A 20,929-nucleotide genomic window follows, 5' to 3' on the forward strand; every position below is an offset into this window, starting at 1 on the left:
CAGACTTGTCGGTACTTGCACCACCGTTGACGCAGGAGAGAATTTTTGCCGTGACCGGACTCCCCTCCCTGGCACGGCGCCGCCGCACCGGCCTGCTCGTCCTGCTCGCCCTGCTGGCGGTCGCCGCCGTGGCCGGCATCGCGGTCGGCACCCGGTTCCTGGACCCGCTCACCGTGTACCGCGCGGTCCGGGACGCGCTCACCTGCCCCGGCGGCCCGTTCAGCTGCCCGGCGGGCTCCACCGAGGCCGAGATCGTGCGCGGGCTGCGCTTCCCGCGCACGGTGCTCGCGCTGGCCAGCGGCTGCGCGCTCGGCGTCGCGGGCGCCCTGGTCCAGGGCTACACCCGCAACCCGCTCGCCGACGCCGGGCTGCTCGGGCTGAACGCGGGCGCCGCCTTCCTGGCCGCGCTCGCCGTCTACCTCTTCGCCTTCACCGCGCCGGAGCAGTACATCTGGTTCGCCTTCGCGGGCGCGCTGCTGGCCGGGCTCGCGGTCTTCGCCGCGTCGTCGGCGGGCGGGGCGAGCCCGCTCACCCTGGTGCTGGCCGGGGCAGCCATGACCGCCTTCCTGCAGGCCATGACGAATGCCGTTGTCCTGCTGGACGCCACCGCGCTGGACACCTACCGCTTCTGGGTGGTCGGCACCGTGGCGGGCCGGGACGCCGCGGTGTTCTGGCAGGTCGCCCCCTTCCTGCTGGCCGGGTTGATCCTGGCCGCGCTCGCCACGCCGGGGCTGAACCTGCTGAGCCTCGGCGACGACGTCGCGCGCGGGCTCGGCGTCAACGTCACCCGCAACCGGGCGCTCGGCTTCGCCGCGGTGGTGGTGCTCTGCGGCGCGGCCACCGCCGCGGTCGGGCCGATCTCGTTCCTCGGGCTGGTGGTCCCGCACCTGGCGCGGGTCTTCACCGGGCCGGACTACCGGCTGCTGCTGCCGTGGTCCGGGCTGCTCGGCGCGCTGGTGCTGCTCACCGCCGATATCCTGGGCCGGGTGGTGGCCCGGCCGGGCGAACTCCAGGTCGGCGTGGTGCTGGCCGCGGTCGGCGCGCCCTTCTTCGTCCTGCTGGTCCGGCGCCGGAAGCTGGTGAGCCTGTGAGCATCTCCGCACCGCACGACCCGGAGCTGGCGAAGCGGAACCTGCGCGCGGTGCGCAGGCCGCTGCGCACCGCGCGCTTCTCCACCGTCTTCCGGCCCGCGCCGCTGCTCACCGTGCTGGCGCTGACCGTACTGCTGCTGGCGCTCTTCTGCCTGGACATCGCGGTCGGCGAGACCACGCTCCCGCTGGGCCGGGTGCTCGACGTGCTGGCCGGCGGCGGCACCCGCTCGCAGCGCTTCATCGTGCTCGACTCCCGGCTGCCGCGTGCGCTCACCGCGGTGGTGGTCGGCGCCGCGCTCGGGCTGGCGGGCGCGCTCACCCAGTCGATCCTGCACAACCCGCTGGCCAGCCCGGACATCCTCGGCATCACCTCGGGCGCCGGGCTCGGCGCGGTGGCGGTGGTGGTCGGCAGCGGCGGCGCCGCCACCGGGCTGCTGGCGACGCTCGGCACCCCGCTCGCCGCGCTGGCGGGCGGGCTGCTCACCGCGGTCGCCATCTACCTGCTCGCCTGGGGCCGCAGCGCCTCCGGCGAGCGCGGCGCGAGCGGGCTGCGGCTGGTGCTCATCGGCATCGGCGTCAATGCCTTCCTGCTCTCGGCGATCAGCTTCATGCTCACCCGCGCCGATCTGGAGCAGGCGACGCGGGCGCAGCTCTGGCTCACCGGCTCGGTGAGCAATACCGACACCGGCAAGCTCGTCCCGGTCGCGGTCGTCACCGCCGTGCTGCTGGTGGTCGCCGCCGGTTCCGCCCGCACCCTCGCGGTGCTGCGGATGGATGCCGAGACCACCCGCGGCCTCGGCGTCCGCATCCAGGCGCAGCAGGCGCTGCTCATCGGCCTCGCGGTGCTGGCGGCGGCGATGGCCACCGCCATCGCCGGGCCGATCGGCTTCGTCGCGCTGGCCGCGCCGCAGCTCGCCCGCGGGCTGCTGCGCACCCCGGGCGAGCCGGTGCTGGCCTCGGCGCTGGCCGGCGCGGTCCTGGTGGCCGGCTCGGACATCGTGGCCCGCACCCTGGTCCCGGTCGACCTGCCGGTCGGCATCGTCACCGCGGCGCTGGGCGGGCCCTTCCTGCTGTTGTTGCTCGTCCGGATGAATCGGAAGGCCACCGTCTCATGACCAGCGCTGAACACCACCTGACCGCGGAGGCGGTCACCCTCGGGTACGGCGATCGGGTGATCGTCAAGGGGCTGAACCTGGAGATCGCGCCCGGCGTCGTCACCACCGTGATCGGGCCGAACGGCTGCGGCAAGTCCACGCTGCTGCGCTCGCTCGGCCGGCTGCTGCGCCCCAGCGCCGGGCGGGTGGTGCTGGACGGCAAGGCCATCTCGGCCATGCGCACGCGGGATGTGGCGCGGATCGTCGGGATGCTGCCGCAGACCCCGATCGCCCCGGAGGGGCTCACCGTCGCCGACCTGGTCGCGCGCGGCCGGCACCCGCACCAGTCCTGGATCCAGCAGTGGTCGGCAGGCGACGAGGACGCCGTCGCCGCCGCGCTGGCCCAGACCGGCATCGCCGACCTCGCCGACCGCCCGCTGGACGAGCTCTCCGGCGGCCAGCGCCAGCGCGCCTGGATCTCCATGGCGCTGGCCCAGGGCACCGACATCCTGCTGCTCGATGAGCCGACCACCTACCTCGACCTCGCGCACTCGCTCGAGGTGCTCGACCTGGTCGACCGGCTGCACGCCGACTTCGGCCGCACCGTGGTCATGGTGCTGCACGACCTGAACCTCGCCATCCGCTACAGCGACCGGCTGGTGGTGATGGCCGCGGGCCGGATCGTGGCGCAGGGCGCCCCCGCCGCGATCGTCACCCCGGAGCTGCTGCGCGAGGTGTTCCGGCTGGAGGCGACGGTGCTGGACGACCCGATGTCCGGCCGCCCGCTCGTCGTGCCGATCGGCACCAGGCACGTGCACGGCAAGCCGGGCGCGGACGCACCGGCGAAGACCGGCGTCTACCCCGGGTGATCGATTCCACACCAGCTACCCCTTGGTTACGACGCCCTGTAGTACGCCTTCGTGTCGTTGAGTCCCTAGAATCGAGGGATGGCAGGTCTGGGTGAACTCGAGAAAGCGGTCATGGACCAGTTGTGGTCGGCCGACGAACCGCAGACGGTACGGCAGGTGCACGAGGCCTTGGCCGCGCGCCGCGAGCTCGCCTACACCACCGTCATGACGGTGCTGCAGCGGCTGGCGAAGAAGAACCTCGTCGTGCAGCGCCGGGACGACCGGGCGCACCGGTACGCCCCGGTGCACACCAGGGACGAACTCGTGGCCAGCCTCATGGTCGACGCGCTGCAGCAGGCCGACGCCGCGGGCAGCCGCGCCGCCGCCCTGGTGCACTTCGTCGAGCAGGTCGGCAAGGACGAGGCGGACGCGCTGCGCGAGGCGCTCGCCAAGCTGGAGGCCGTCGACCTGCCCGAGCAGGAGTCCGGGAACGACAGCGAGCCACCACGGCAGTAGGCTCGACACCGGCCTCACAATGCCGTGAGCGTCCTGGTCCCACAACGCAGTGAGCTGAGTCGATGAACGCAACCGCGCCGGTCTTCGCCGGTCTCGCCTTGCTTCTCGCCGGACCGGCCCCCGCCCTGCTCAGCCGGGCGAGCTGGCCCTACCGCGCGCCGCGCGCCGCGCTCGTGCTCTGGCAGGCGATCGCGCTCGCCGCGGTGCTCAGCGCCTTCGGCTCCGGCCTCGCCATCGCCAGCGAGCTGCTCGTCCCCGGCCCGGACGGCAGGCCGACCACCTCCCCCACCCGCGAGATCGACGCGCTCGGGTTCCCGCTGTGGGTCGCCTACATCACCGTCTTCGCGCTCACCCTGCTGGTCGGGGCGCGGCTCATCTGGGCCGCGGTCCGGGTCGGCGTGCACACCCGGCGCAGGCGCTCCCGGCACCGCATGCTGGTCGACCTGCTCGACCAGGGCGGCGGGTCCCGCCGCGCCGCCGACATCCGGGTGCTGGCCGCCACCGAGCCGATCGCCTACTGCCTGCCCGGGCTGCGCCAGCGGGTGGTGCTCAGCGAGGGCACGCTCACCAACCTGGACGACCCGGAGATCACCGCCATCGTCAGCCACGAGCGCTCCCACCTGCGGGCCAGGCACGATCTGGTGCTCGAGGCGTTCACCGCGGTGCACGAGGCGTTCCCCCGGGTGGTGCGCAGCAAGGCCGCGCTGGGCTCGGTGAAGCTGCTCATCGAGCTGCTCGCCGACGACTCCGCGGTCAAGGTCACCGGCCCCACCCCGCTGGCCCGTGCCCTGGTGGCCTGCGCCAAATCCACCGCGCCGCAGGGCGCGCTGGCCGCCGGCGGCCCCACCACGCTGATCCGGATCCAGCGGCTCGCCGGCCCCGGCGGCGACCCGCGGACCGCGCTCGCCGCCTACCTCGGCTCGGCCGCGATTCTCGTGGTGCCGACCCTGGCCGTGGCGGTGCCCTGGCTGCAGGAGCTGAGCCGGCTCTTCCGCGGCTGAGCGAGACTCGTACCACTCGGTTCGGCTTTCCGGACCATGATCGCCTATCCTGGTGGTTCCGGCCTGTCGCCGGGCCCGGACGCGATGCTCTTCCGCTACCGGCCCCGGATGCGCGAGCGAGCCGGGCCAGGGCCGCCGACGGCGGCATTCCCTGCGGGCGGACCATTCCGCGATATCTCGCGCCGGCCCGACGGGTGCGCAGCAGCACCCCCCGCATCACGCGACGACACCGCCGCGTGCTCTTTCGTGAAAGGTTCTTCGTGACCTCCGTTTCCCCTGCCGTGCCCACCTTCGCCGAGCTCGGCCTCCCCGCCGTGCTCGTGCAGGCCTTGCGGCGCGCGGGTTTCGACTCCCCATTCCCGATCCAGGCCGCCGCCATCCCGGATGTGCTGGCCGGCCGGGACGTGCTCGGCCGCGGGCCGACCGGCTCCGGCAAGACCCTCGCCTTCGGGCTGCCGATGCTGGTGCGGCTCAGCGGATCTCCCGCCAAGCCGGGCCGCCCGCGCGGCCTCGTCCTCGCCCCCACCCGTGAACTGGCCGCGCAGATCGAGCGCTCGCTGGAGGAGCCCGCGCTCGCCCTCGGGCTGCGGGTCGCCTCCGTGGTCGGCGGCGCGCCCATCGGGCGGCAGGCCGCCCGGCTGGCCCGCGGCGTCGACCTGCTGGTCGCCACCCCCGGCCGGCTCGCCGACCTGATCAACCAGGGCGCCGCCAACCTCTCCGACGTCGCCGTCACCACCCTGGACGAGGCCGACCACATGGCCGACCTCGGCTTCCTGCCGCAGGTCACCAAGCTGCTGGACAAGACGCCGAAGAACGGCCAGCGGCTGCTCTTCTCCGCCACCCTCGACCGCGGCGTCGACAAGCTGGTGCAGCGCTACCTGACCGACCCGGTCACGCACTCCACCGCGCCCGCCGAGGCCGCCGTCTCCACCATGTCGCACCACCTGCTGGTGACCACCAAGGCGGACAAGCGGCAGGTGCTCGCCGAGATCGCCGCCCGCGAGGGGCTCACCATCCTCTTCGTGCGCACCAAGCACGGCGCCGACCGGCTGGCCAAGCAGCTGCGCGGCTCCGGCGTCGCCGCGGGCGCGCTGCACGGCGGCAAGGCGCAGAACAACCGGGTGCGCACGCTGGCGGCCTTCGCCGACGGCTCGGTCCCGGTGCTGGTCACCACCGACCTGGCGGCCCGCGGCATCCACGTGGACGGCATCTCGCTCGTCGTGCACGCGGACCCGCCCGTCGAGCACAAGGCCTACCTGCACCGCGCCGGGCGCACCGCGCGCGCCGGTGAGGTCGGGGTCGTCGTCACGATCGCCATGGAGGAGGAGCGCTCCGACACGCTCGCCATGACCCGCAAGGCCGGGCTCGACCTGAAGCCCGTTCCGGTGCGGCCCGGCGACGCGACGCTGATCCGGATCACCGACGCCCGCACCCCGAGCGGCATTCCGCTGCCGACCCCGGGAGCCCCCGCGCAGCAGCAGGTTTCGGCCGACGGAGCCGCCGCCAGGCCGCCGCGGCGGCGCAACCGCGGTGGCGGCGGTGGCGGTGCTCGCCAGGGTGAGGCCGCACGCGGCCAGCGCTCCGGCGCTCCCCGCCGCGAGCGCGCCGCCGGTGGCGAGCAGACCGCACGGCCGAGCACGGGCGGCGCACGGCAGGGCCAGCGCTCCGCCGGGGCGCAGGCCGAGCCGGGCACCCGCTCCGGCGGCGGCCGCACGGCGGGCGCCCGCACGCACGCCGGTGGCTCGCGCGGCGGTGACACCCGGTCCACCCCGCGCTCCGGCGAGCACGGCGCCCCCGCGGGCCGTCGCCGCGCCAGCCGGAGCGTCGGCGCCCCGTAAGGGGTTTCCGCACCGGAGCCGGTCCTGCCCGCGGGCCCGGCTCCGGTGGGCACTGCCGCGCTCCGCACGACACGCCCGGACCCTTTCGACACGCCGGAAAGGTCCGGGCACCGCGGCGGTTCTCCGCACAGCCGCGCGACCGACGGCAATCACCGGGCAAACTGATCGGATGACCGGACACCCGGCGGCCGCCGTCGCCTGCGCCCTCCTCGCCGCCCTGCTGTTCGCGGTGGCGGCGGTGACGCAGCAGCGCACGGCCGCCGCCGTCCCCGCGGGCCAGCCGCTGGTCTCCAGCCTGCTGCGCAACCCGCGCTGGCTGGCCGCCACCTTCGGCGACGCGGGCGGCTACGCCCTGCAGGTGGTCGCGCTCACGCTCGGCGCCGTGCTCCTGGTGCAGCCGATCCTGGTGAGCGCGCTGATCTTCGCGCTCCCGCTGGCCGCCCGGCTGGACCGCCGCCGGATCGACACCGGCTCGATGGTGGCGGCCGCCGCGCTCACCGTCGCGCTGGCGAGCTTCCTGATCATCGGCAAGCCGACCGACGCCGACGGCATCGCCCCCACCAGGAACTGGGTGCTCCCCAGCATCGTCCTGCTGGCGCTGATCGCGCTCGCCGTGCTCTCCGCACTGGCCGCCGACACCGCCCCCGCGGCCCGCGCGCTGCTGCTCGGCACCGCCGCCGGCTCGCTCTACGGCTTCGCCGTCGCGCTCACCGACTCGACCATGGCCGGGCTGCGCCACGGCATCGCCCACCTGTTCACCGGGTGGCAGCTCTACGCCCTGATCGCCGCCGGGCTGATCGGCGTCTACCTCCAGCAGCGCGCCTTCCAGGCCGGGCCGCTCTCGGCCTCGCTGCCCGCGCTCACCATCGCCGAACCGCTGGTCGCGGTGGTCTTCAGCCTCACCGTGCTCGGCGAGCGGCTGCGCGCGGGCCCGGTCGCGCTCGGGGTCTGCGCGATCGCGGTCGTGGTCATGCTGGTGACCACGCTCATCCTCTCCCGCTCGCAGGCGCAGGCCGTCCCGGACCCGGCCTGAACTCGGTAGCATCGGACGAGTGCAGTTCCTCCCCGGACAGAAGCCGCCCTACGACCTGACCTACGACGACGTCTTCCTCGTCCCGAACCGGACCGACGTGGCGTCCCGGTTCGACGTGGATCTCGCGACCACCGACGGCTCCGGCACCACCATCCCGCTGGTCGTGGCGAACATGACCGCGGTGGCCGGGCGCCGGATGGCCGAGACGGTCGCGCGCCGCGGCGGCATCGTCGTGCTGCCGCAGGACCTGCCGCTCACCGCCGCCGCGAGCACCATCGCCTTCGTCAAAAGCCGCTCGCTCACCGCCGACACCCCCGTCACCCTGGAGCCCGACCATTCGGTCTCCGAGGCGATCGCGCTCATCCACAAGCGCGCGCACGGCGCCGTCGTCGTGCTGGACGGCGGCCGCCCGGTCGGCGTCGTCACCGAGGCGGCCTGCGCCGACGTCGACCGCTTCGCCCGGCTGCGCGAGGTGGCCGCCACCGACTTCGTGCAGGCCCCGGCGGAGACCTCGCCACGCGCCGTCTTCGACGCGCTGGAGGCCGCGCACGCCGAGCTCGCGGTGCTCACCGCGCCGGACGGCACGCTCGCCGGCATCCTGACCCGCACCGGCGCGGTCCGGGCCGGGATCTACCAGCCCGCGGTGGACGGCCGCGGGGCGCTCCGGGTGGCCGCCGCCGTCGGCATCAACGGCGACGTCGCGGCCAAGGCCAAGGCGCTGGTCGACGCCGGCGCCGACCTGCTCGTCATCGACACCGCGCACGGCCACCAGGCCAAGATGCTCGAAACCCTGCGCGCCGTCGCCGATCTCGGCCTCGGGGTGCCGCTGGTGGCGGGCAATGTGGTCTCCGCCCAGGGGACGCGGGACCTGGCCGCGGCCGGTGCCGACATCGTGAAGGTCGGGGTCGGCCCCGGCGCCATGTGCACCACCCGGATGATGACCGGCGTCGGCCGCCCGCAGTTCTCCGCGGTGGCCGAGTGCGCCGCCGCCGCGCGCGAGGCCGGGGTGCACGTGTGGGCCGACGGCGGCGTGCGGCACCCGCGCGACGTCGCGCTGGCGCTGGCCGCGGGCGCGGCCAACGTCATGGTCGGCTCGTGGTTCGCCGGCACCTACGAATCCCCCGGCGACCTGCGGGTCGACCGCGACGGCAATGCCTACAAGGAGAGCTTCGGCATGGCCTCCAAGCGCGCCGTCGCCGCCCGCACCGCCGCGGACAGCGCCTTCGACCGGGCCCGCAAGGGGCTCTTCGAGGAGGGCATCTCCAGCTCGCGGATGCGGCTCGACCCCGAGCGCCCCGGCGTCGAGGACCTGATCGACCACATCTGCTCCGGGGTGCGCAGCGCCTGCACCTACGCGGGCGCCCGCTCGCTCGCCGAGCTGCACGAGCGCGCGGTGCTCGGCGTGCAGTCGGCCGCCGGTTTCGCGGAGGGGCGGCCGCTGCCGAGCGGCTGGTGACACCCCGGGGGCGGCGCCGGACGCGCGGGCGCGCGCCCGGTACCATGACCGTGGTCGGCCATGGTCTGTCCGGCGCCGATGCCACCCCAGCCGTTTCCGGCGACGCGGCCGGAGCGCCGGGCCGCCGGTGCGCCGGAGAACGCGCCACCCGCTCCCGAAAGGATCCGCTTGTCACCCGCGTCCGAGGGCGCCACTCAGGAGGGCTCCGCTACCGAGCCGGGTGATATCCCCGGCTTCCCGTTCGCCGCGGCCCCGGGGCGGTGGTGACCGTGCTCGGCATTCTGCTCACCGTGCTCAGCCTGCTCGGCTTCGTCGCGCTGACCGCGGGCACCGCGCTCTTCGTCGCCGCCGAGTTCTCGCTGACCGCGCTGGAGCGCAGCACCGTCGAGGCGCACGCGCGCACCGGCGACCGCCGCTCCCGGATGGTGCGCAACGCGCACCGCACGCTCTCCTTCCAGCTCTCCGGCGCCCAGCTCGGCATCACCATCACCACGCTGATCACCGGCTATATCGCCGAGCCGGTGCTGGCCCGGCTGCTGCACCCGATCTTCACCGCCGTCGGCGCCTCCGAGGCGGCGGCGGGCGGCATCGCGCTGGCGCTGGCCCTGGTCCTCGCCACCTCGCTCTCCATGATCTACGGCGAGCTGGTGCCGAAGAACATCGCGATCGCGGTGCCGCTCGCCGCCGCGCGCGCCACCGCGGGGCCGATGATCGCCTTCTCCGTGGTCTTCTCCTGGATGATCCACTTCCTGAACAACACCGCCAACCTGGTGGTGCGGCGCTTCGGCATCGAACCCGCCGAGGAGCTGCGCTCGGCGCGCTCCCCCGAGGAGCTCGGCTCGCTGGTGCGCACCTCCGCGCTGCGCGGTGCGCTGGACCAGCGCACCGCCCAGATCATCGAGCGCTCACTGCGTTTCGGCAGCCGCAGCGCCGAGGATCTGATGACCCCGCGGGTCAAGGTGGAGTCGCTGGACCGCGACGACACCATCGCCGACCTGCTCACCGCCGCCGCCCGCACCGGCTACTCGCGCTTCCCCATCGTCGACGGCGACCTGGACAACACCATCGGCGTGGTGCACGTCAAGCAGGCGTTCAGCCATCCCGCCGCGACCAGGCACACGGTGAGGCTGCGGCTGCTGGCCCGCCCGGTGCCGGTGGTGCCGGACAGCCTGGACGGCGACGAGGTGCTGGACCGGGTGCGCGCGCACGGCATGCAGGTGGCGCTGGTCGAGGACGAGTACGGCGGCACCGCGGGCATCGTCACCATGGAGGACCTGATCGAGGAGATCCTCGGCGACGTGCGGGACGAGCACGACGAGGAGGAGCGCGAGATCCGCAAGGTCGCCGACGGCTGGGACTGCTCCGGGCTGCTCCGGGTGGACGAGATCTTCCACGCCACCGGCTACCAGGCCCCCGACGGCGAGTACGAGACCATCGGCGGCCTCGTCCTCGCCGTGCTCGGCCGGATCCCCGCCGCGGGCGACCGGGTGGTGCTGCCGCCCCCGCCGCACGGCTTCGGCTCGGACGGCCACAGCGGCGGCTGGATCGCCAGGGTGGAGCGGATGGACGGCAGGCGCATCGATCGGATCCGGCTGCTGCCGGTGCCCGCGGAGGAACTGGTGACCGGGGAGCGCGACCATGGGTGACCTCTTCGGCGTCGCGCTGACCGTGGTGCTGCTGGCGGGCAACGCCTTCTTCGTCGGCGCCGAGTTCGCGCTCATCTCGGCCCGGCGAGACCGGCTGGAGGCGCTCGCCGCGCAGGGGAAGCGCAATGCGGACACCGTGATCCGGGCCGCCGCGAACCTCTCCATCATGCTGGCCGCCGCGCAGCTCGGCATCACCATCTGCTCCATCCTGCTCGGCCGGGTCGGCGAGCCCGCGGTGGCGCACCTGCTGGAGCGGCCGTTCGAGCTGGCCGGGCTGCCCGAGGGGCTGCTGCACCCGGTGTCGTTCGCGCTCGCGCTCGCCATCGTGGTGGTGCTGCACATCCTGTTCGGTGAGATGATCCCGAAGAACATCGCGCTGGCCGGGCCGGAGCGGGTCGCGCTGCTGCTGGTGCCGGTGCACCTGATGTGGCTGCGGATCGCCAAGCCGCTCATCGCCTTCTACAACCTGTGCGCCAACCTCTCGCTGCGGGCGCTGCGGGTGGAGCCCAAGGACGAGCTGGAGGGCACCGTCTCCAGCGAGGAGCTCGCCGAGATGATCGGCGAGTCCCGCTCCGAGGGGCTGCTGGACGAGGACGAGCACCGCCGCCTCACCCAGGCGCTCGGCAACTCCGAGCGGATCGTCCGCGAGGTCATGGTGCCGCTCGCCGACACCCGCACCGTCCCGCTGCACGGCGACGGCACCACGCTCGGCGATATCGAGACCGCGGTCGCCGAGACCGGCTTCTCCCGCTACCCGGTGCGCGCCCGCGAGGGCTCGCTCATGGGGTACCTGCACATCAAGGACGTGCTGGACAAGGTGGTCGACCAGAAGGCGGGGCCGGAGACCACGATTCCGCGCACCGATATCCGGCCGCTGCCCACCGTGAGCGCCGGGACCACGCTGTTCGAGGCGCTCGCGCGGTTGCGGCGGACCAACAGCCACCTCGGGCGGGTGGTGGACAGCAGGGGCACCACGGTCGGGATCGTGGCGCTGGAGGACCTGGTGGAGGAGTTCGTCGGGACGGTGCGGGATACGACGCATCGCGTGGCCGAGTGAGTCCCGCCCGTCGGGGAGACTCCGCGCGGGGCGGGACGCGGCGCGTCACCGTGGCCGAACTGCACGTCGGGGGCCGCCGCGACGTGCACTCCGCCGGCGCGGGTCGCGGTCCGTCCGATGCCGGGCAGCCGGACGCCGCCGGCTGCCCTCCGGCGCCGCTCCCGCGCGCCGAGTGGCTCGAACTCGCCGCCGCGCACCGCGACCGCATCGAAGCCCTGGTCGGCCCCTACCTGCGCCGCCGCGCCGCCGGGGAGAAGCACCCGGTGCTCGACTTCCTCTTCACCTACTACGGCCACAAACCGGGTCAGCTCCGCCGCTGGCACCCCGGCTTCGGGGTGCTGCTGGGTGATTCCCCCGAATACGCCGACATCCGCGGTTACCACGAGCCCGCGCCCGGCACCCACACCGCCGCCCCCGCCTTCCTGGACCGCCGCCGCGATACCGTCCGCTTCGTCGCCGACCTGCTCCGCGCCACCGCCGCCAGGCAGCCGCGGCTGTCCTGCTTCGGCCTGCACGAATGGGCCATGGTCTACCGCGCCGCCGACATCCGCCACGATGCCCCCCTCCGTCTGGGACGCGCCGGTACCGACGAGGTCGTGGAGACCCTCGACCTCCGCTGCACCCACTACGACGCCTACCGCTTCTTCACCCCCGGCGCGGCCCCCCGCAACGACCTCACCCTCACCCGCGCCCAGCAGGTGGCCACCGAACAACCCGGCTGCCTGCACGCCGGCATGGACCTCTACAAGTGGGCCTTCAAACTCACCCCGCTCGTCCCCTCCCCCCTCCTCCTCGACACCTTCGAACTCGCCTGCGCCGCCCGCGCCCTCGACATGCGCGCCAGCCCCTACGACCTGTCCGCCTACGGCTACACCCCCGTCCCCATCGAAACCCCCGCCGGCCGCGCCGACTACGTCCGCGCCCAAGCCGACCTGGCCCGCCGAGCCCTCCCCCTCCGCCGGGCCCTCCTGGAGCACTGCGACCACCTGCTCACGGTCGCCTGAGCGAGGCGACGGACGGACCGATCGGGCGAGTTCAGGGTCTTCGCCGACTCGATCCCGTCGAGGCACCGAGTTGATTCCCTACCGATCCTCGTCGAGCGCGGCCAACCGGACCTCCGCCGCGTGCACCGGATCCTCCCGCGGCTCCGCGTCGATCGGCCCGTGGAGCAGGCTGTAGACCGCCCGCTCACCGTCGTGCAGCATCCCGTCCCCGCTGTCGGTGACGCGGAAGGACGAGTAGCTGCGGACCGGGAGGTCGGCGCGCCACACGACGGCGCCCCCGGCGCGGACGGCGAAGACGCCGTGCGTCTCGAGCCGGAGCGAGCCGGCCGCGCCCGCCGCCCAGGTGACCGCGCCGTCCCGGTGACAGATGACCGCGCGCCCGTCGGCGTCGTAGCGCAGGCACCACTCGCCCGCGGGGGCGGGGACCGGCTCGTCCAGCTCATCGAAGAGCAGCAATAGATCCGACATCGCAGACTCCGGAACGCTCGGTAACTTGATCCGTTACTTCGGCACTGTAACAGGCCCTTTCGCGAAATCGCGGCACTCCGGTATCACCGGCGGTTCCGGCCAGTCGGCGCACGATCGGGCAGCGCAGCACCCCGTGACGATGCCCGAATCCGCCCCCGAACGACGACCTCCCGCCGTACCATCCAACTGTCTGAGATGGACGAAAGGGGTGCGACGATGCACCGAGCCCAGATCCTGCTCGCGACCCTGATCCTCGCGATCCTGACCGCCCCCGGCGTGGTCTCGGCGCAACCCGATCTCACCACCCAGCTCAGAGAATTCCTCGACGTCGGAACCACCTCGGTCCCGCGCGCCGACTGCGGCCCGGACGACCTCCCGGAGCCGGGGCTCCAGGGCGACGTCCCGGCCCAGGACCGCGACTCCGGCCGCAGCACCCTCGGCTACCGCTGCAATATGTCCCTGGCCGGCTCCTGGGCGGGCCGCGGCGCCGGCATCACCTCGACCAGCTTCGAGCACTGCGCCTACCTGGGCAGCTTCTTCCCCGGCACGCTGATCGGCGAGAGCAGGGGCGTACAGGTGCTCGACGTCTCCGATCCGGCGAACCCGCGCCCGACGGTCACGCTCACCGAACCGGCCATGCTGGCCGGCACCTGGGAGTCGCTGAAGGTGAACACGGAGCGCAAACTGCTGGTCGGCACCGGCGTCCCGCTGCTGATCGGCGCCGGCTTCCTCTCGGTCTACGACATCTCGGACTGCGCGCACCCGCGGCTGCTCAACCCGGGCCCCGGCACCGACCCGCTGCAACCGCTGCCGATCACCACGCACGAGGGCGGCTTCTCCCCGGACGGCTACACCTACTGGTCCTCGGGGATCGTGCCGGGGCTGCTCAGCGCCGTCGACCTCACCGACCCGGCCCGCCCGCGGGTGATCTGGCAGGGCGTCACCGGTATCGAATCGCACGGCCTCGGCGTGAGCCCGGACGGCAACCGGCTCTACCTCTCCGCGCTCGGCGGATTCACCGTGCTCGACGTCTCCGCGATTCAGCGACGCGACCCGAATCCGCAGGTCCCGCACCTGGGCCGGGTGTTCTGGACCGACGGCGGGGCGACCCAGCACAGCGTCCCGGTCACCTACGACGGCCACCCGTACCTGTTCACGGTGGACGAGGGCGGCTCCGGCGGGGTCAAGCTCGTCGACGTGGCCGACGATGCCGCGCCGGACGTGGTCGGCAAGATCAAGCTGGAGATCAACCTGCCGCAAAACGCCGATAGCAGCCTCGGCTCGTCGATGGGCGGTTCGGCCTTCGCCTACGAATCGCACTACTGCACGGCCGACCGCCCCGCGAACCCGACGGCGCTGGCCTGCGGCTGGATCTCCTCCGGCATCCGCGTCTTCGACGTCCGCGACCCCTGGCACATCCGGGAGATCGCCTACTACAACCCGCCCGCCCGCACCGGCCAGAACCTGAGCCTGTGGAACTCCCCGCACGCGCTGGCCTCGCTCACCGGTATCCCGCTCATGAGCGCGCCGTCGGCGCTGCGCGCGGTGCTCGACGGCCAGTTCTCCGCCGCCGACGCACTGACCCCGCGCACCGGGCGGCTGCTCTTCGGCGACGTCTCCACCGACTGGTGCCTCTCGCCGCCGGAGTGGCGCGGCAACCAGCTCTACGTGTCCTGCTCGGACAACGGCTTCCTGGTGCTGAACCTCGACGGCGACGTCTACACGCCGCCGCCGGACCAGCGCTCGACCGTCGGCTCCTGACTCAGCCGACCTCGGTGAACTTGTACCAGCCGTTGTACCACGAGCTGTACTCGATGGCGGGCGCGCCCGCGACCTCGGTGTCGGCGCTCGGCTGCCCGTTCGGGAACCGGGCGAAGCCGTACGACTCCTGCGACTCGGCGTCCAGGTAGAAGAAGCAGCCGCCGTGCTTGGGGCCGACGAAGCGGAAGGTGTAGACGCCGAGCCGGGTGCGGTCGGGGCCGGGCGCCTCGCAGGAGGTGGCGCGGCCCTCGAGCGTATTCACCGAGACCCGCCACCCGGCACGCTCCGGCACGTTCTGCCACACCGCGACCCCGAGCACCGCGATCACCAGCAGCGAACCCAGCCCGCCGAGCGGCGAGCGGTAGCGGACGATGCTGACCAGCCAGGTGATCAGCGCGAGGAATCCGAGCACGCCGAGCGCGCCGAAGAGCGCGGTCTTCACCGGTAGCGTGCCCTCGGCGCCGAGCTGCCAGAAGAGCAGCGCGCCCACCACGATCACGGCGAAGAGCAGCAGGAATGTCCAGACCCGGAACCAGGTGGGGCGGCGACGCCGCTGGGTCGCAACCGAATTCATGTCCGTCACCCTAAGGGGTATCTCCGGTTCTGGAGACGCGAAACCCCCGGCTCCGGCCGCCGCCGCAGCGGGGGTGGCGGCCGGAATCGGGGGCTCGATCGATGCCTCAGCCGGGCATCAGAGCGGGGGGAATCCCGCGGAGCCGGTGACGGTCCAGTTCCAGAACTCCGCGGCCCGGTTGGCCAGCAGCGCGAAGATGTCGAGAACAACGCTTCCCATAGGTACCTCCAGATCGTTCGGTTGGTGCGCCGTCCACCCTAACGACCCCGCACGTGCAACCCGAAACCCCCGGTACCGGAAACCTCGCGTCCGGGGTCCCACCCGCAGCCCGCGAGCCCCGCACAACGCGAACGCCCCCGGCCGAAATCCGGCCGGGGGCGTTCGCGGGGGTGACTAACTGCCGTTCTTGGCGGCCAACGCCTTCGCCTCGCGACGACGCCGGTGCAGGATCGGCTCGGTGTACCCGTTGGGCTGCTTGGTCCCCTCCAGGATCAGCTCCTTGGCCGCCTGGAAGGCGACGCTGCCCGCGAAATCGGGGGCCAGCGGGCGGTAGGTGGGATCGTTCTCGTTCTGCCGGTCGACCACGGGGGCCATCCGCTCCAGGCTGGCCACCACCTCGTCCTCGGTGACGATGCCGTGCCGCAGCCAGTTCGCCATGAGCTGGCTGGAGATCCGCAGGGTGGCGCGGTCCTCCATGAGCGCGACGTCCTTGATGTCGGGCACCTTGGAGCAGCCGACGCCGTGGTCGATCCAGCGCACCACGTAGCCGAGGATGGACTGCGAGTTGTTGTCCAGCTCCTGGCGCTTCTCCTCGTCGCTCCAGTTCGGCTCGGCGGCCAGCGGGATCTGCAGGATCTGGTCGACGTCGGCGCGGCGGCCGCCCTTGACCAGCTCCTTCTGCCTGGCCAGCACGTCGACCAGGTGGTAGTGGGTGGCGTGCAGGGTGGCGGCGGTGGGCGAGGGCACCCACGCGGTGTTGGCACCGGCCTTGGGGTGGCCGATCTTCTGCGCCAGCATGTCGCGCATGAGGTCCGGCATGGCCCACATGCCCTTGCCGATCTGCGCGCGGCCGCGCAGCCCGACGGAGAGGCCGGTGTCCACGTTCCAGTCCTCGTAGGACAGGATCCACTGCTGCGCCTTCATATCGGCCTTGCGGACCATCGGCCCGGCCTCCATGGAGGTGTGGATCTCGTCGCCGGTGCGGTCCAGGAAGCCGGTGTTGATGAAGACGACGCGGGCGGCGGCGGCCTGGATGGCGGCCTTGAGGTTCACCGTGGTGCGGCGCTCCTCGTCCATGATGCCGACCTTGAGGGTATTGCGCTCCAGGCCGAGCACGTCCTCGATCGCGGCGAAGAGGTCGTTGGTGAAGGCGACCTCGTCCGGGCCGTGCATCTTCGGCTTGACGATGTAGACCGAGCCGGTGCGGCTGTTCTTGAGCTTCGCGTCGGCGCGCAGCGCGTGCTTGGCGATGAGCGAGGTGATCAGGCCGTCCAGGATGCCCTCCGGCACCTCGTTGCCCTCGGGGTCGAGGATGGCGTCCGAGGTCATGAGGTGGCCGACATTGCGCACGAAGAGCAGCGAGCGGCCGTGCAGGGTGAGCTCGGAGCCGTCCAGCGCGGTGTAGACGCGGTCCGGGTTCATGGTGCGGGTGAAGGTCTTGCCGCCCTTGCTGACCTCTTCGGCGAGATCGCCCTTCATCAGGCCGAGCCAGTTGTGGTAGCAGAGCGTCTTGTCCTCGGCGTCGACCGCCGCGACCGAATCCTCGAAGTCCATGATCGTGGTGACCGCGGACTCCAGCACCACGTCCTTGATCCCCGCGGTGTCGGTGCTGCCGATCGGCGACTCCGGGTCGATCTGGATCTCGATGTGCAGGCCGTTGTGCTTCAGCAGCACCGAGGTGGGGGCCTCCGGGGTGCCCAGGTAGCCGACGAGCTGCGAGGCGTCGGCCAGCCCGATCTCGGTGCCGTCCTCCAGCCCGACCTCCAGCTCACCGTCCACGATCTTGTACGAGGTGGAGCCGATGTGAGACCCGGTGATCAGGGTGACCGAGTCGTCCAGGAAGTTCCGCGCCCACTCGATGACCTTGTCGCCGCGGACCCGGTTGTAGCCGGTGCCCTTCTCGGCGCCGTTCTCCTCCGGGATGGCGTCGGTGCCGTACAGCGCGTCGTAGAGCGAGCCCCAGCGGGCATTGGCGGCATTGATCGCGAAGCGCGCGTTGCTCACCGGCACCACCAGCTGCGGGCCCGCGGTGACGGCGATCTCGTCGTCGACGTTCGCGGTGGTCGCCTCGAAATCGGCCGGCTCGGGGCGCAGGTACCCGATCTCGGTGAGGAACTGCTTGTAGGCGGCCCTGTCGTACTTGGCGCCGGGGTGCTCGCTGTGCCAGGCGTCCAGCTTGCCCTGGATCTCGTCCCGCTCGGCCAGCAGCGCGCGGTTGCGCGGCGCGAACTCGGTGATCACCCGCTCGGCGCCGGCCCAGAACGCGGCGGAATCCACGCCGGTTCCGGGCAGGGCCTCGTTCTCGATGAACGCGTGGAGAACGCCGGCCACCTGGAGTCCGCCGACCTGAACCCGCTCTGTCATCTACTGCCTCGCTTCCGAGAAGGCCGATGGAAAAAGTCGCTGTCATGTTACCCGTCGGTAAAAGCCACGCCGGGGTCGCGCCCCCCTGATACTAGTCAGCGCCGGATTAATGTACTGGTCGGAACATTAGTGGCGGGACGAGGAGGTCGGCGATGACGCTGGACGGCAAGGTCGCACTGGTCACCGGCGGTGGCCGCGGGCTCGGCGCGGAGATGGCGCTGGCCTTCGCGGCCGCCGGGGCCGATGTGGTGCTCGCCGGGCGCCGGATCGAGTCCTGCGCCGCGGTGGCCGAGCGGATCCGCGCCGAGCACGGACGGCGCGCGCTGCCGGTGGCCTGCAACGTGAGCCACTGGGAGCAGTGCGATGCGCTGGTCGAGGCGGCGTACGGGGAGTTCGGCCGGGTGGATGTGCTGGTGAACAACGCGGGCTCCTCGCCGCTCTACCCGAGCCTGGCCGAGGTGCCGGAGGCGCTGTTCGACAAGGTGATCGCGGTGAACCTCAAGGGGCCGTTCCGGCTGGGCGCGCTGGTCGGCGCGCGGATGGCGGCGGCGGGCGGCGGCTCGATCATCAATATCTCCTCCATCGAGGCCACGAATCCGGAGCCGCACGCGGTGCCGTACGCCGCCGCCAAGGCCGGGCTGGAGGCGCTCTCCGGCGGGCTGGCGCGGACCTACGGGCCCGCGGTGCGGGTCAACACCATCCGCTGCGGGCCCTTCGACACCGATATCGCCGCCGCCTGGCCGGACGAGCTGCGCGCCGAGCTGGAGCGGCGCAGCACGCTCGGCCGGGTCGGGAAGCCGGACGAGATCGTGGGCGCCGCACTGTATCTCGCGGGGGACGGGTCGGGGTTCGTCACCGGCGCGGTGCTGGCGCTGGACGGTGGGTGGCGGTGAAAGGGCCGCCGCCCGGGGTGAGCGGCGACACCTCCGCGCGGACGAGCAGCGCCACGACCGCGGGCGATCCCGCTACCGCCCGGATCACCGACCCCGCACCTGCCCGAGGCAGCGCGCGGGCGAGCGATCCCGGCGCGGCGGAGCCCATGCCCGCTCGCAGGCGGGGGCGGCCGCCCGCGACCGAGTCGACCGCGGCCGAGACGCGGCGGCGGATCCTCGCGGCGGCGGCGGAGTTGTTCGCACGCAACGGCTTCCACGGCACGGGGGTGGCCGAGATCGGCGCCGCGGCCGGGGTGCAGCGCGGCGCGCTCTACTACCACATCGGCTCCAAGGAGGAGCTGCTGTGGCACATCCTGCGCGACTACACCACGCTCATGCTCACCGCGGCCGAGCGGATCCGCGCCCGCGGCGACGACCCGGTGACGACGCTGCGCGCGCTCATCGGCTCGCACGTCGAGCTGATCGTCGCGCACCGCCGCGCGGTCGCGGTGCAGCTGCGCGACGTCACCGCGCTCACCGGCGACCGCGCCACCGACCTGCAGGAACTCCGTGACCGGTTGCAGCGCTGCTGGCAGGCGGTCGTCGACGCCGGGTACGCGGCGGGCGCGCTGCGCACCGCCGACCACGTCGTCACCAACAGCATGCTCGGCATGCTGAACACCGTCTCCTCCTGGTACCGCCCGCACGGGCCGCACACCCCCGCCGCGATCGCCGAGATCCTGGCGGGCACCCTGCTCGACGGCCTCGTCGTCGGGGACAGCACGAAAGGTTGACCATGGCGTGGGATTTCGAGACCGATCCGGAGTACCGGGCAGAGCTGGAGTGGGCCGCGGAGTTCGTCCGCACCGAGGTCGAGCCGCTCGACCTGCTCTACCCGAACCCCTACGACCGCACCGACACCGAGGCCATGGCGCTGCTGCGCCCGCTGCAGCAGCGGGTGAAGGAGCGCGGACTGTGGGGCTGCCACCTCGGCCCGGAGCTGGGCGGCCCCGGCTTCGGCCAGCTGAAGCTGGCGTTGCTCAACGAGGTGCTCGGCACCTCGGTCTGGGCGCCCTCGGTCTTCGGCTGCCAGGCGCCGGACTCCGGCAATGCCGAGATCCTCGCGCACTACGGCACGCCGGAGCAGAAGGAGCGCTGGCTGCGGCCGCTGCTGGCCGGGGAGATCGGCTCCTGCTACGTCATGACCGAGCCCACCGGCGGGGCCGACCCGGCGCTCTTCACCGCCCGCGCGGTGCGCGACGGTGACGAGTGGGTGATCAACGGCGAGAAGTGGTTCAACTCGAACGCCGAGTTCGCCGCCTTCCACATCGTCATGGTGATGACCGATCCGGAGGCGGGCGCCCACCGCGGCATGTCCATGTTCATCGTGCCCGCCGGGACGCCGGGACTGGAGATCGTGAAGAACTTCCACGTGCGCGGGTTCAGCGAGCACGAGGGGCACCTGCGCTTCACCGACGTCCGGGTGCCCGCCGATCACCTGCTCGGCGCGCAGGGGCAGGGCTTCGTGGTGGCGCAGACCCGGCTCGGCGGCGGCCGGGTGCACCACGCCATGCGCACGGTCGCGCTGGTGCGGCGCGCCTTCGACCTGATGTGCGAGCGGGCGGTCTCGCGGCAGGTGCGCACCGGCGCGCTCGGCTCGCTGCAGATGACGCAGGAGAAGATCGCGGACAGCTGGATCGAGATGGAGCAGTTCCGGCTGCTCGTGCTGCGCACGGCGTGGCGCATCGACCGGGAGCGCGACTACCTGAAGGTGCGCAGGGACATCGCCGCCATCAAGGTCGCCATGCCGAAGGTCATGCACGACGTCGCGCAGCGCGCGCTGCACCTGCACGGCGCCGTCGGGGTCAGCGACGACCTGCCCTTCGTCGACATGCTCACCTATGCCGAGGTCATGGGGCTGGCCGACGGCCCGACCGAGGTGCACAAGATCACGCTGGCCCGCGAGGTGCTGAAGACCTACGCCCCCGGCGACCCGGTGTACCCCTCCGGCTACCGCCCCGCGCTGCGCGAGCGGGCCAGGGATCTGGTCGCGCGGCGGCTGGAGCACGCGGTGGGCAGTCTGTAGC

18 protein-coding genes are annotated in these 20,929 nt (G+C 72.9%); 15 read left to right on the forward strand and 3 right to left on the reverse strand.

Annotated features, from left to right (window positions below; all coding sequences use genetic code 11):
* Positions 1–50 precede the first annotated feature (50 nt).
* From AB0H71_RS22520 to AB0H71_RS22570, 11 genes are all read left to right on the forward strand, one after another.
* The gene (locus tag AB0H71_RS22520) at positions 51–1,091 is read left to right on the forward strand and encodes an iron ABC transporter permease (RefSeq protein ID WP_357024140.1); all 1,041 of its coding nucleotides are present in this window, start codon (positions 51–53) and stop codon (positions 1,089–1,091) included.
* Positions 1,088–2,206: an iron chelate uptake ABC transporter family permease subunit gene (locus AB0H71_RS22525; RefSeq protein ID WP_357024143.1), complete on the forward strand. Its 1,119-nt coding sequence runs from the start codon at positions 1,088–1,090 to the stop codon at positions 2,204–2,206. The genes AB0H71_RS22520 and AB0H71_RS22525 overlap by 4 nt, the downstream gene beginning before the upstream one ends.
* Positions 2,203–3,054, forward strand: a complete 852-nt coding sequence (locus AB0H71_RS22530) for an ABC transporter ATP-binding protein (protein ID WP_357024145.1) — start codon at positions 2,203–2,205, stop codon at positions 3,052–3,054. Before AB0H71_RS22525 ends, AB0H71_RS22530 begins: the two co-directional genes overlap by 4 nt.
* A gap of 78 nt (positions 3,055–3,132) precedes the next feature.
* Positions 3,133–3,549, forward strand: a complete 417-nt coding sequence (locus tag AB0H71_RS22535) for a BlaI/MecI/CopY family transcriptional regulator (protein ID WP_357024148.1) — start codon at positions 3,133–3,135, stop codon at positions 3,547–3,549.
* 62 nt (positions 3,550–3,611) lie between these two features.
* Positions 3,612–4,550, forward strand: a complete 939-nt coding sequence (locus AB0H71_RS22540) for a M48 family metalloprotease (RefSeq protein WP_357024150.1) — start codon at positions 3,612–3,614, stop codon at positions 4,548–4,550.
* 260 nt (positions 4,551–4,810) lie between these two features.
* Positions 4,811–6,388 carry a DEAD/DEAH box helicase gene (locus tag AB0H71_RS22545; protein ID WP_357024153.1) on the forward strand — a complete coding sequence of 526 codons (1,578 nt, stop codon included), beginning with the start codon at positions 4,811–4,813 and terminating at the stop codon, positions 6,386–6,388.
* A gap of 169 nt (positions 6,389–6,557) precedes the next feature.
* On the forward strand, positions 6,558–7,421 hold the full coding sequence (locus tag AB0H71_RS22550) for a DMT family transporter (RefSeq protein ID WP_357024156.1): 864 nt from the start codon (positions 6,558–6,560) through the stop codon (positions 7,419–7,421).
* Between the two features lie 19 nt (positions 7,422–7,440).
* Positions 7,441–8,877 carry a GuaB1 family IMP dehydrogenase-related protein gene (locus AB0H71_RS22555; RefSeq protein WP_357024159.1) on the forward strand — a complete coding sequence of 479 codons (1,437 nt, stop codon included), beginning with the start codon at positions 7,441–7,443 and terminating at the stop codon, positions 8,875–8,877.
* 260 nt (positions 8,878–9,137) lie between these two features.
* Positions 9,138–10,523 carry a hemolysin family protein gene (locus AB0H71_RS22560; RefSeq protein ID WP_357024161.1) on the forward strand — a complete coding sequence of 462 codons (1,386 nt, stop codon included), beginning with the start codon at positions 9,138–9,140 and terminating at the stop codon, positions 10,521–10,523.
* Complete coding sequence (locus tag AB0H71_RS22565) at positions 10,516–11,580, forward strand: hemolysin family protein (RefSeq protein ID WP_357024162.1); 1,065 nt, start codon at positions 10,516–10,518, stop codon at positions 11,578–11,580. The genes AB0H71_RS22560 and AB0H71_RS22565 overlap by 8 nt, the downstream gene beginning before the upstream one ends.
* Before the next feature lie 206 nt (positions 11,581–11,786).
* Positions 11,787–12,584, forward strand: coding sequence for a 3-methyladenine DNA glycosylase (locus tag AB0H71_RS22570; RefSeq protein WP_357024535.1), 798 nt, complete (start codon positions 11,787–11,789; stop codon positions 12,582–12,584).
* A gap of 78 nt (positions 12,585–12,662) precedes the next feature.
* Here AB0H71_RS22570 and AB0H71_RS22575 read toward each other — a convergent pair whose 3' ends face one another.
* Positions 12,663–13,052, reverse strand: coding sequence for a hypothetical protein (locus AB0H71_RS22575; protein ID WP_357024165.1), 390 nt, complete (start codon positions 13,050–13,052; stop codon positions 12,663–12,665).
* A 216-nt stretch (positions 13,053–13,268) separates the two neighbouring features.
* On the opposite strand from AB0H71_RS22575, the gene AB0H71_RS22580 reads away from it, so the two are divergent.
* Positions 13,269–14,813 carry a hypothetical protein gene (locus tag AB0H71_RS22580; RefSeq protein ID WP_357024168.1) on the forward strand — a complete coding sequence of 515 codons (1,545 nt, stop codon included), beginning with the start codon at positions 13,269–13,271 and terminating at the stop codon, positions 14,811–14,813.
* Between the two features lies 1 nt (position 14,814).
* On the opposite strand, the gene AB0H71_RS22585 is transcribed toward AB0H71_RS22580, so the two are convergent.
* Entirely contained in the window at positions 14,815–15,387 is a 573-nt protein-coding gene (locus tag AB0H71_RS22585) for a hypothetical protein (protein ID WP_357024170.1), read from the reverse strand.
* Between the two features lie 393 nt (positions 15,388–15,780).
* Complete coding sequence (locus tag AB0H71_RS22590; protein ID WP_357024173.1) at positions 15,781–17,970, reverse strand: malate synthase G; 2,190 nt, start codon at positions 17,968–17,970, stop codon at positions 15,781–15,783.
* 152 nt (positions 17,971–18,122) lie between these two features.
* Between AB0H71_RS22590 and AB0H71_RS22595 the strand changes: the two genes are divergently transcribed.
* From AB0H71_RS22595 to AB0H71_RS22605, 3 genes are all read left to right on the forward strand, one after another.
* The gene (locus AB0H71_RS22595) at positions 18,123–18,863 is read left to right on the forward strand and encodes a glucose 1-dehydrogenase (RefSeq protein WP_357024176.1); all 741 of its coding nucleotides are present in this window, start codon (positions 18,123–18,125) and stop codon (positions 18,861–18,863) included.
* Positions 18,864–19,009: 146 nt separating this feature from the next.
* The gene (locus AB0H71_RS22600) at positions 19,010–19,636 is read left to right on the forward strand and encodes a TetR/AcrR family transcriptional regulator (RefSeq protein ID WP_357024538.1); all 627 of its coding nucleotides are present in this window, start codon (positions 19,010–19,012) and stop codon (positions 19,634–19,636) included.
* Between the two features lie 2 nt (positions 19,637–19,638).
* The gene (locus AB0H71_RS22605; RefSeq protein WP_357024179.1) at positions 19,639–20,928 is read left to right on the forward strand and encodes an acyl-CoA dehydrogenase family protein; all 1,290 of its coding nucleotides are present in this window, start codon (positions 19,639–19,641) and stop codon (positions 20,926–20,928) included.
* Position 20,929: the final 1 nt, after the last annotated feature.

It is taken from the genome of Nocardia sp. NPDC050697 (assembly GCF_040654395.1).
Lineage (GTDB): Bacteria > Actinomycetota > Actinomycetes > Mycobacteriales > Mycobacteriaceae > Nocardia.

Bases quoted from the DNA above. Each gene is read 5' to 3' on its own strand.
- AB0H71_RS22585 (WP_357024170.1), bottom strand. From the start codon at position 15,387: ATGAATTCGGTTGCGACCCAGCGGCGTCGCCGCCCCACCTGGTTCCGG.
- AB0H71_RS22595 (WP_357024176.1), top strand. From the start codon at position 18,123: ATGACGCTGGACGGCAAGGTCGCACTGGTCACCGGCGGTGGCCGCGGG.
- AB0H71_RS22590 (WP_357024173.1), bottom strand. From the start codon at position 17,970: ATGACAGAGCGGGTTCAGGTCGGCGGACTCCAGGTGGCCGGCGTTCTC.
- AB0H71_RS22565 (WP_357024162.1), top strand. From the start codon at position 10,516: ATGGGTGACCTCTTCGGCGTCGCGCTGACCGTGGTGCTGCTGGCGGGC.
- AB0H71_RS22530 (WP_357024145.1), top strand. From the start codon at position 2,203: ATGACCAGCGCTGAACACCACCTGACCGCGGAGGCGGTCACCCTCGGG.
- AB0H71_RS22580 (WP_357024168.1), top strand. From the start codon at position 13,269: ATGCACCGAGCCCAGATCCTGCTCGCGACCCTGATCCTCGCGATCCTG.
- AB0H71_RS22575 (WP_357024165.1), bottom strand. From the start codon at position 13,052: ATGTCGGATCTATTGCTGCTCTTCGATGAGCTGGACGAGCCGGTCCCC.
- AB0H71_RS22600 (WP_357024538.1), top strand. From the start codon at position 19,010: ATGCCCGCTCGCAGGCGGGGGCGGCCGCCCGCGACCGAGTCGACCGCG.
- AB0H71_RS22540 (WP_357024150.1), top strand. From the start codon at position 3,612: ATGAACGCAACCGCGCCGGTCTTCGCCGGTCTCGCCTTGCTTCTCGCC.
- AB0H71_RS22550 (WP_357024156.1), top strand. From the start codon at position 6,558: ATGACCGGACACCCGGCGGCCGCCGTCGCCTGCGCCCTCCTCGCCGCC.
- AB0H71_RS22535 (WP_357024148.1), top strand. From the start codon at position 3,133: ATGGCAGGTCTGGGTGAACTCGAGAAAGCGGTCATGGACCAGTTGTGG.
- AB0H71_RS22605 (WP_357024179.1), top strand. From the start codon at position 19,639: ATGGCGTGGGATTTCGAGACCGATCCGGAGTACCGGGCAGAGCTGGAG.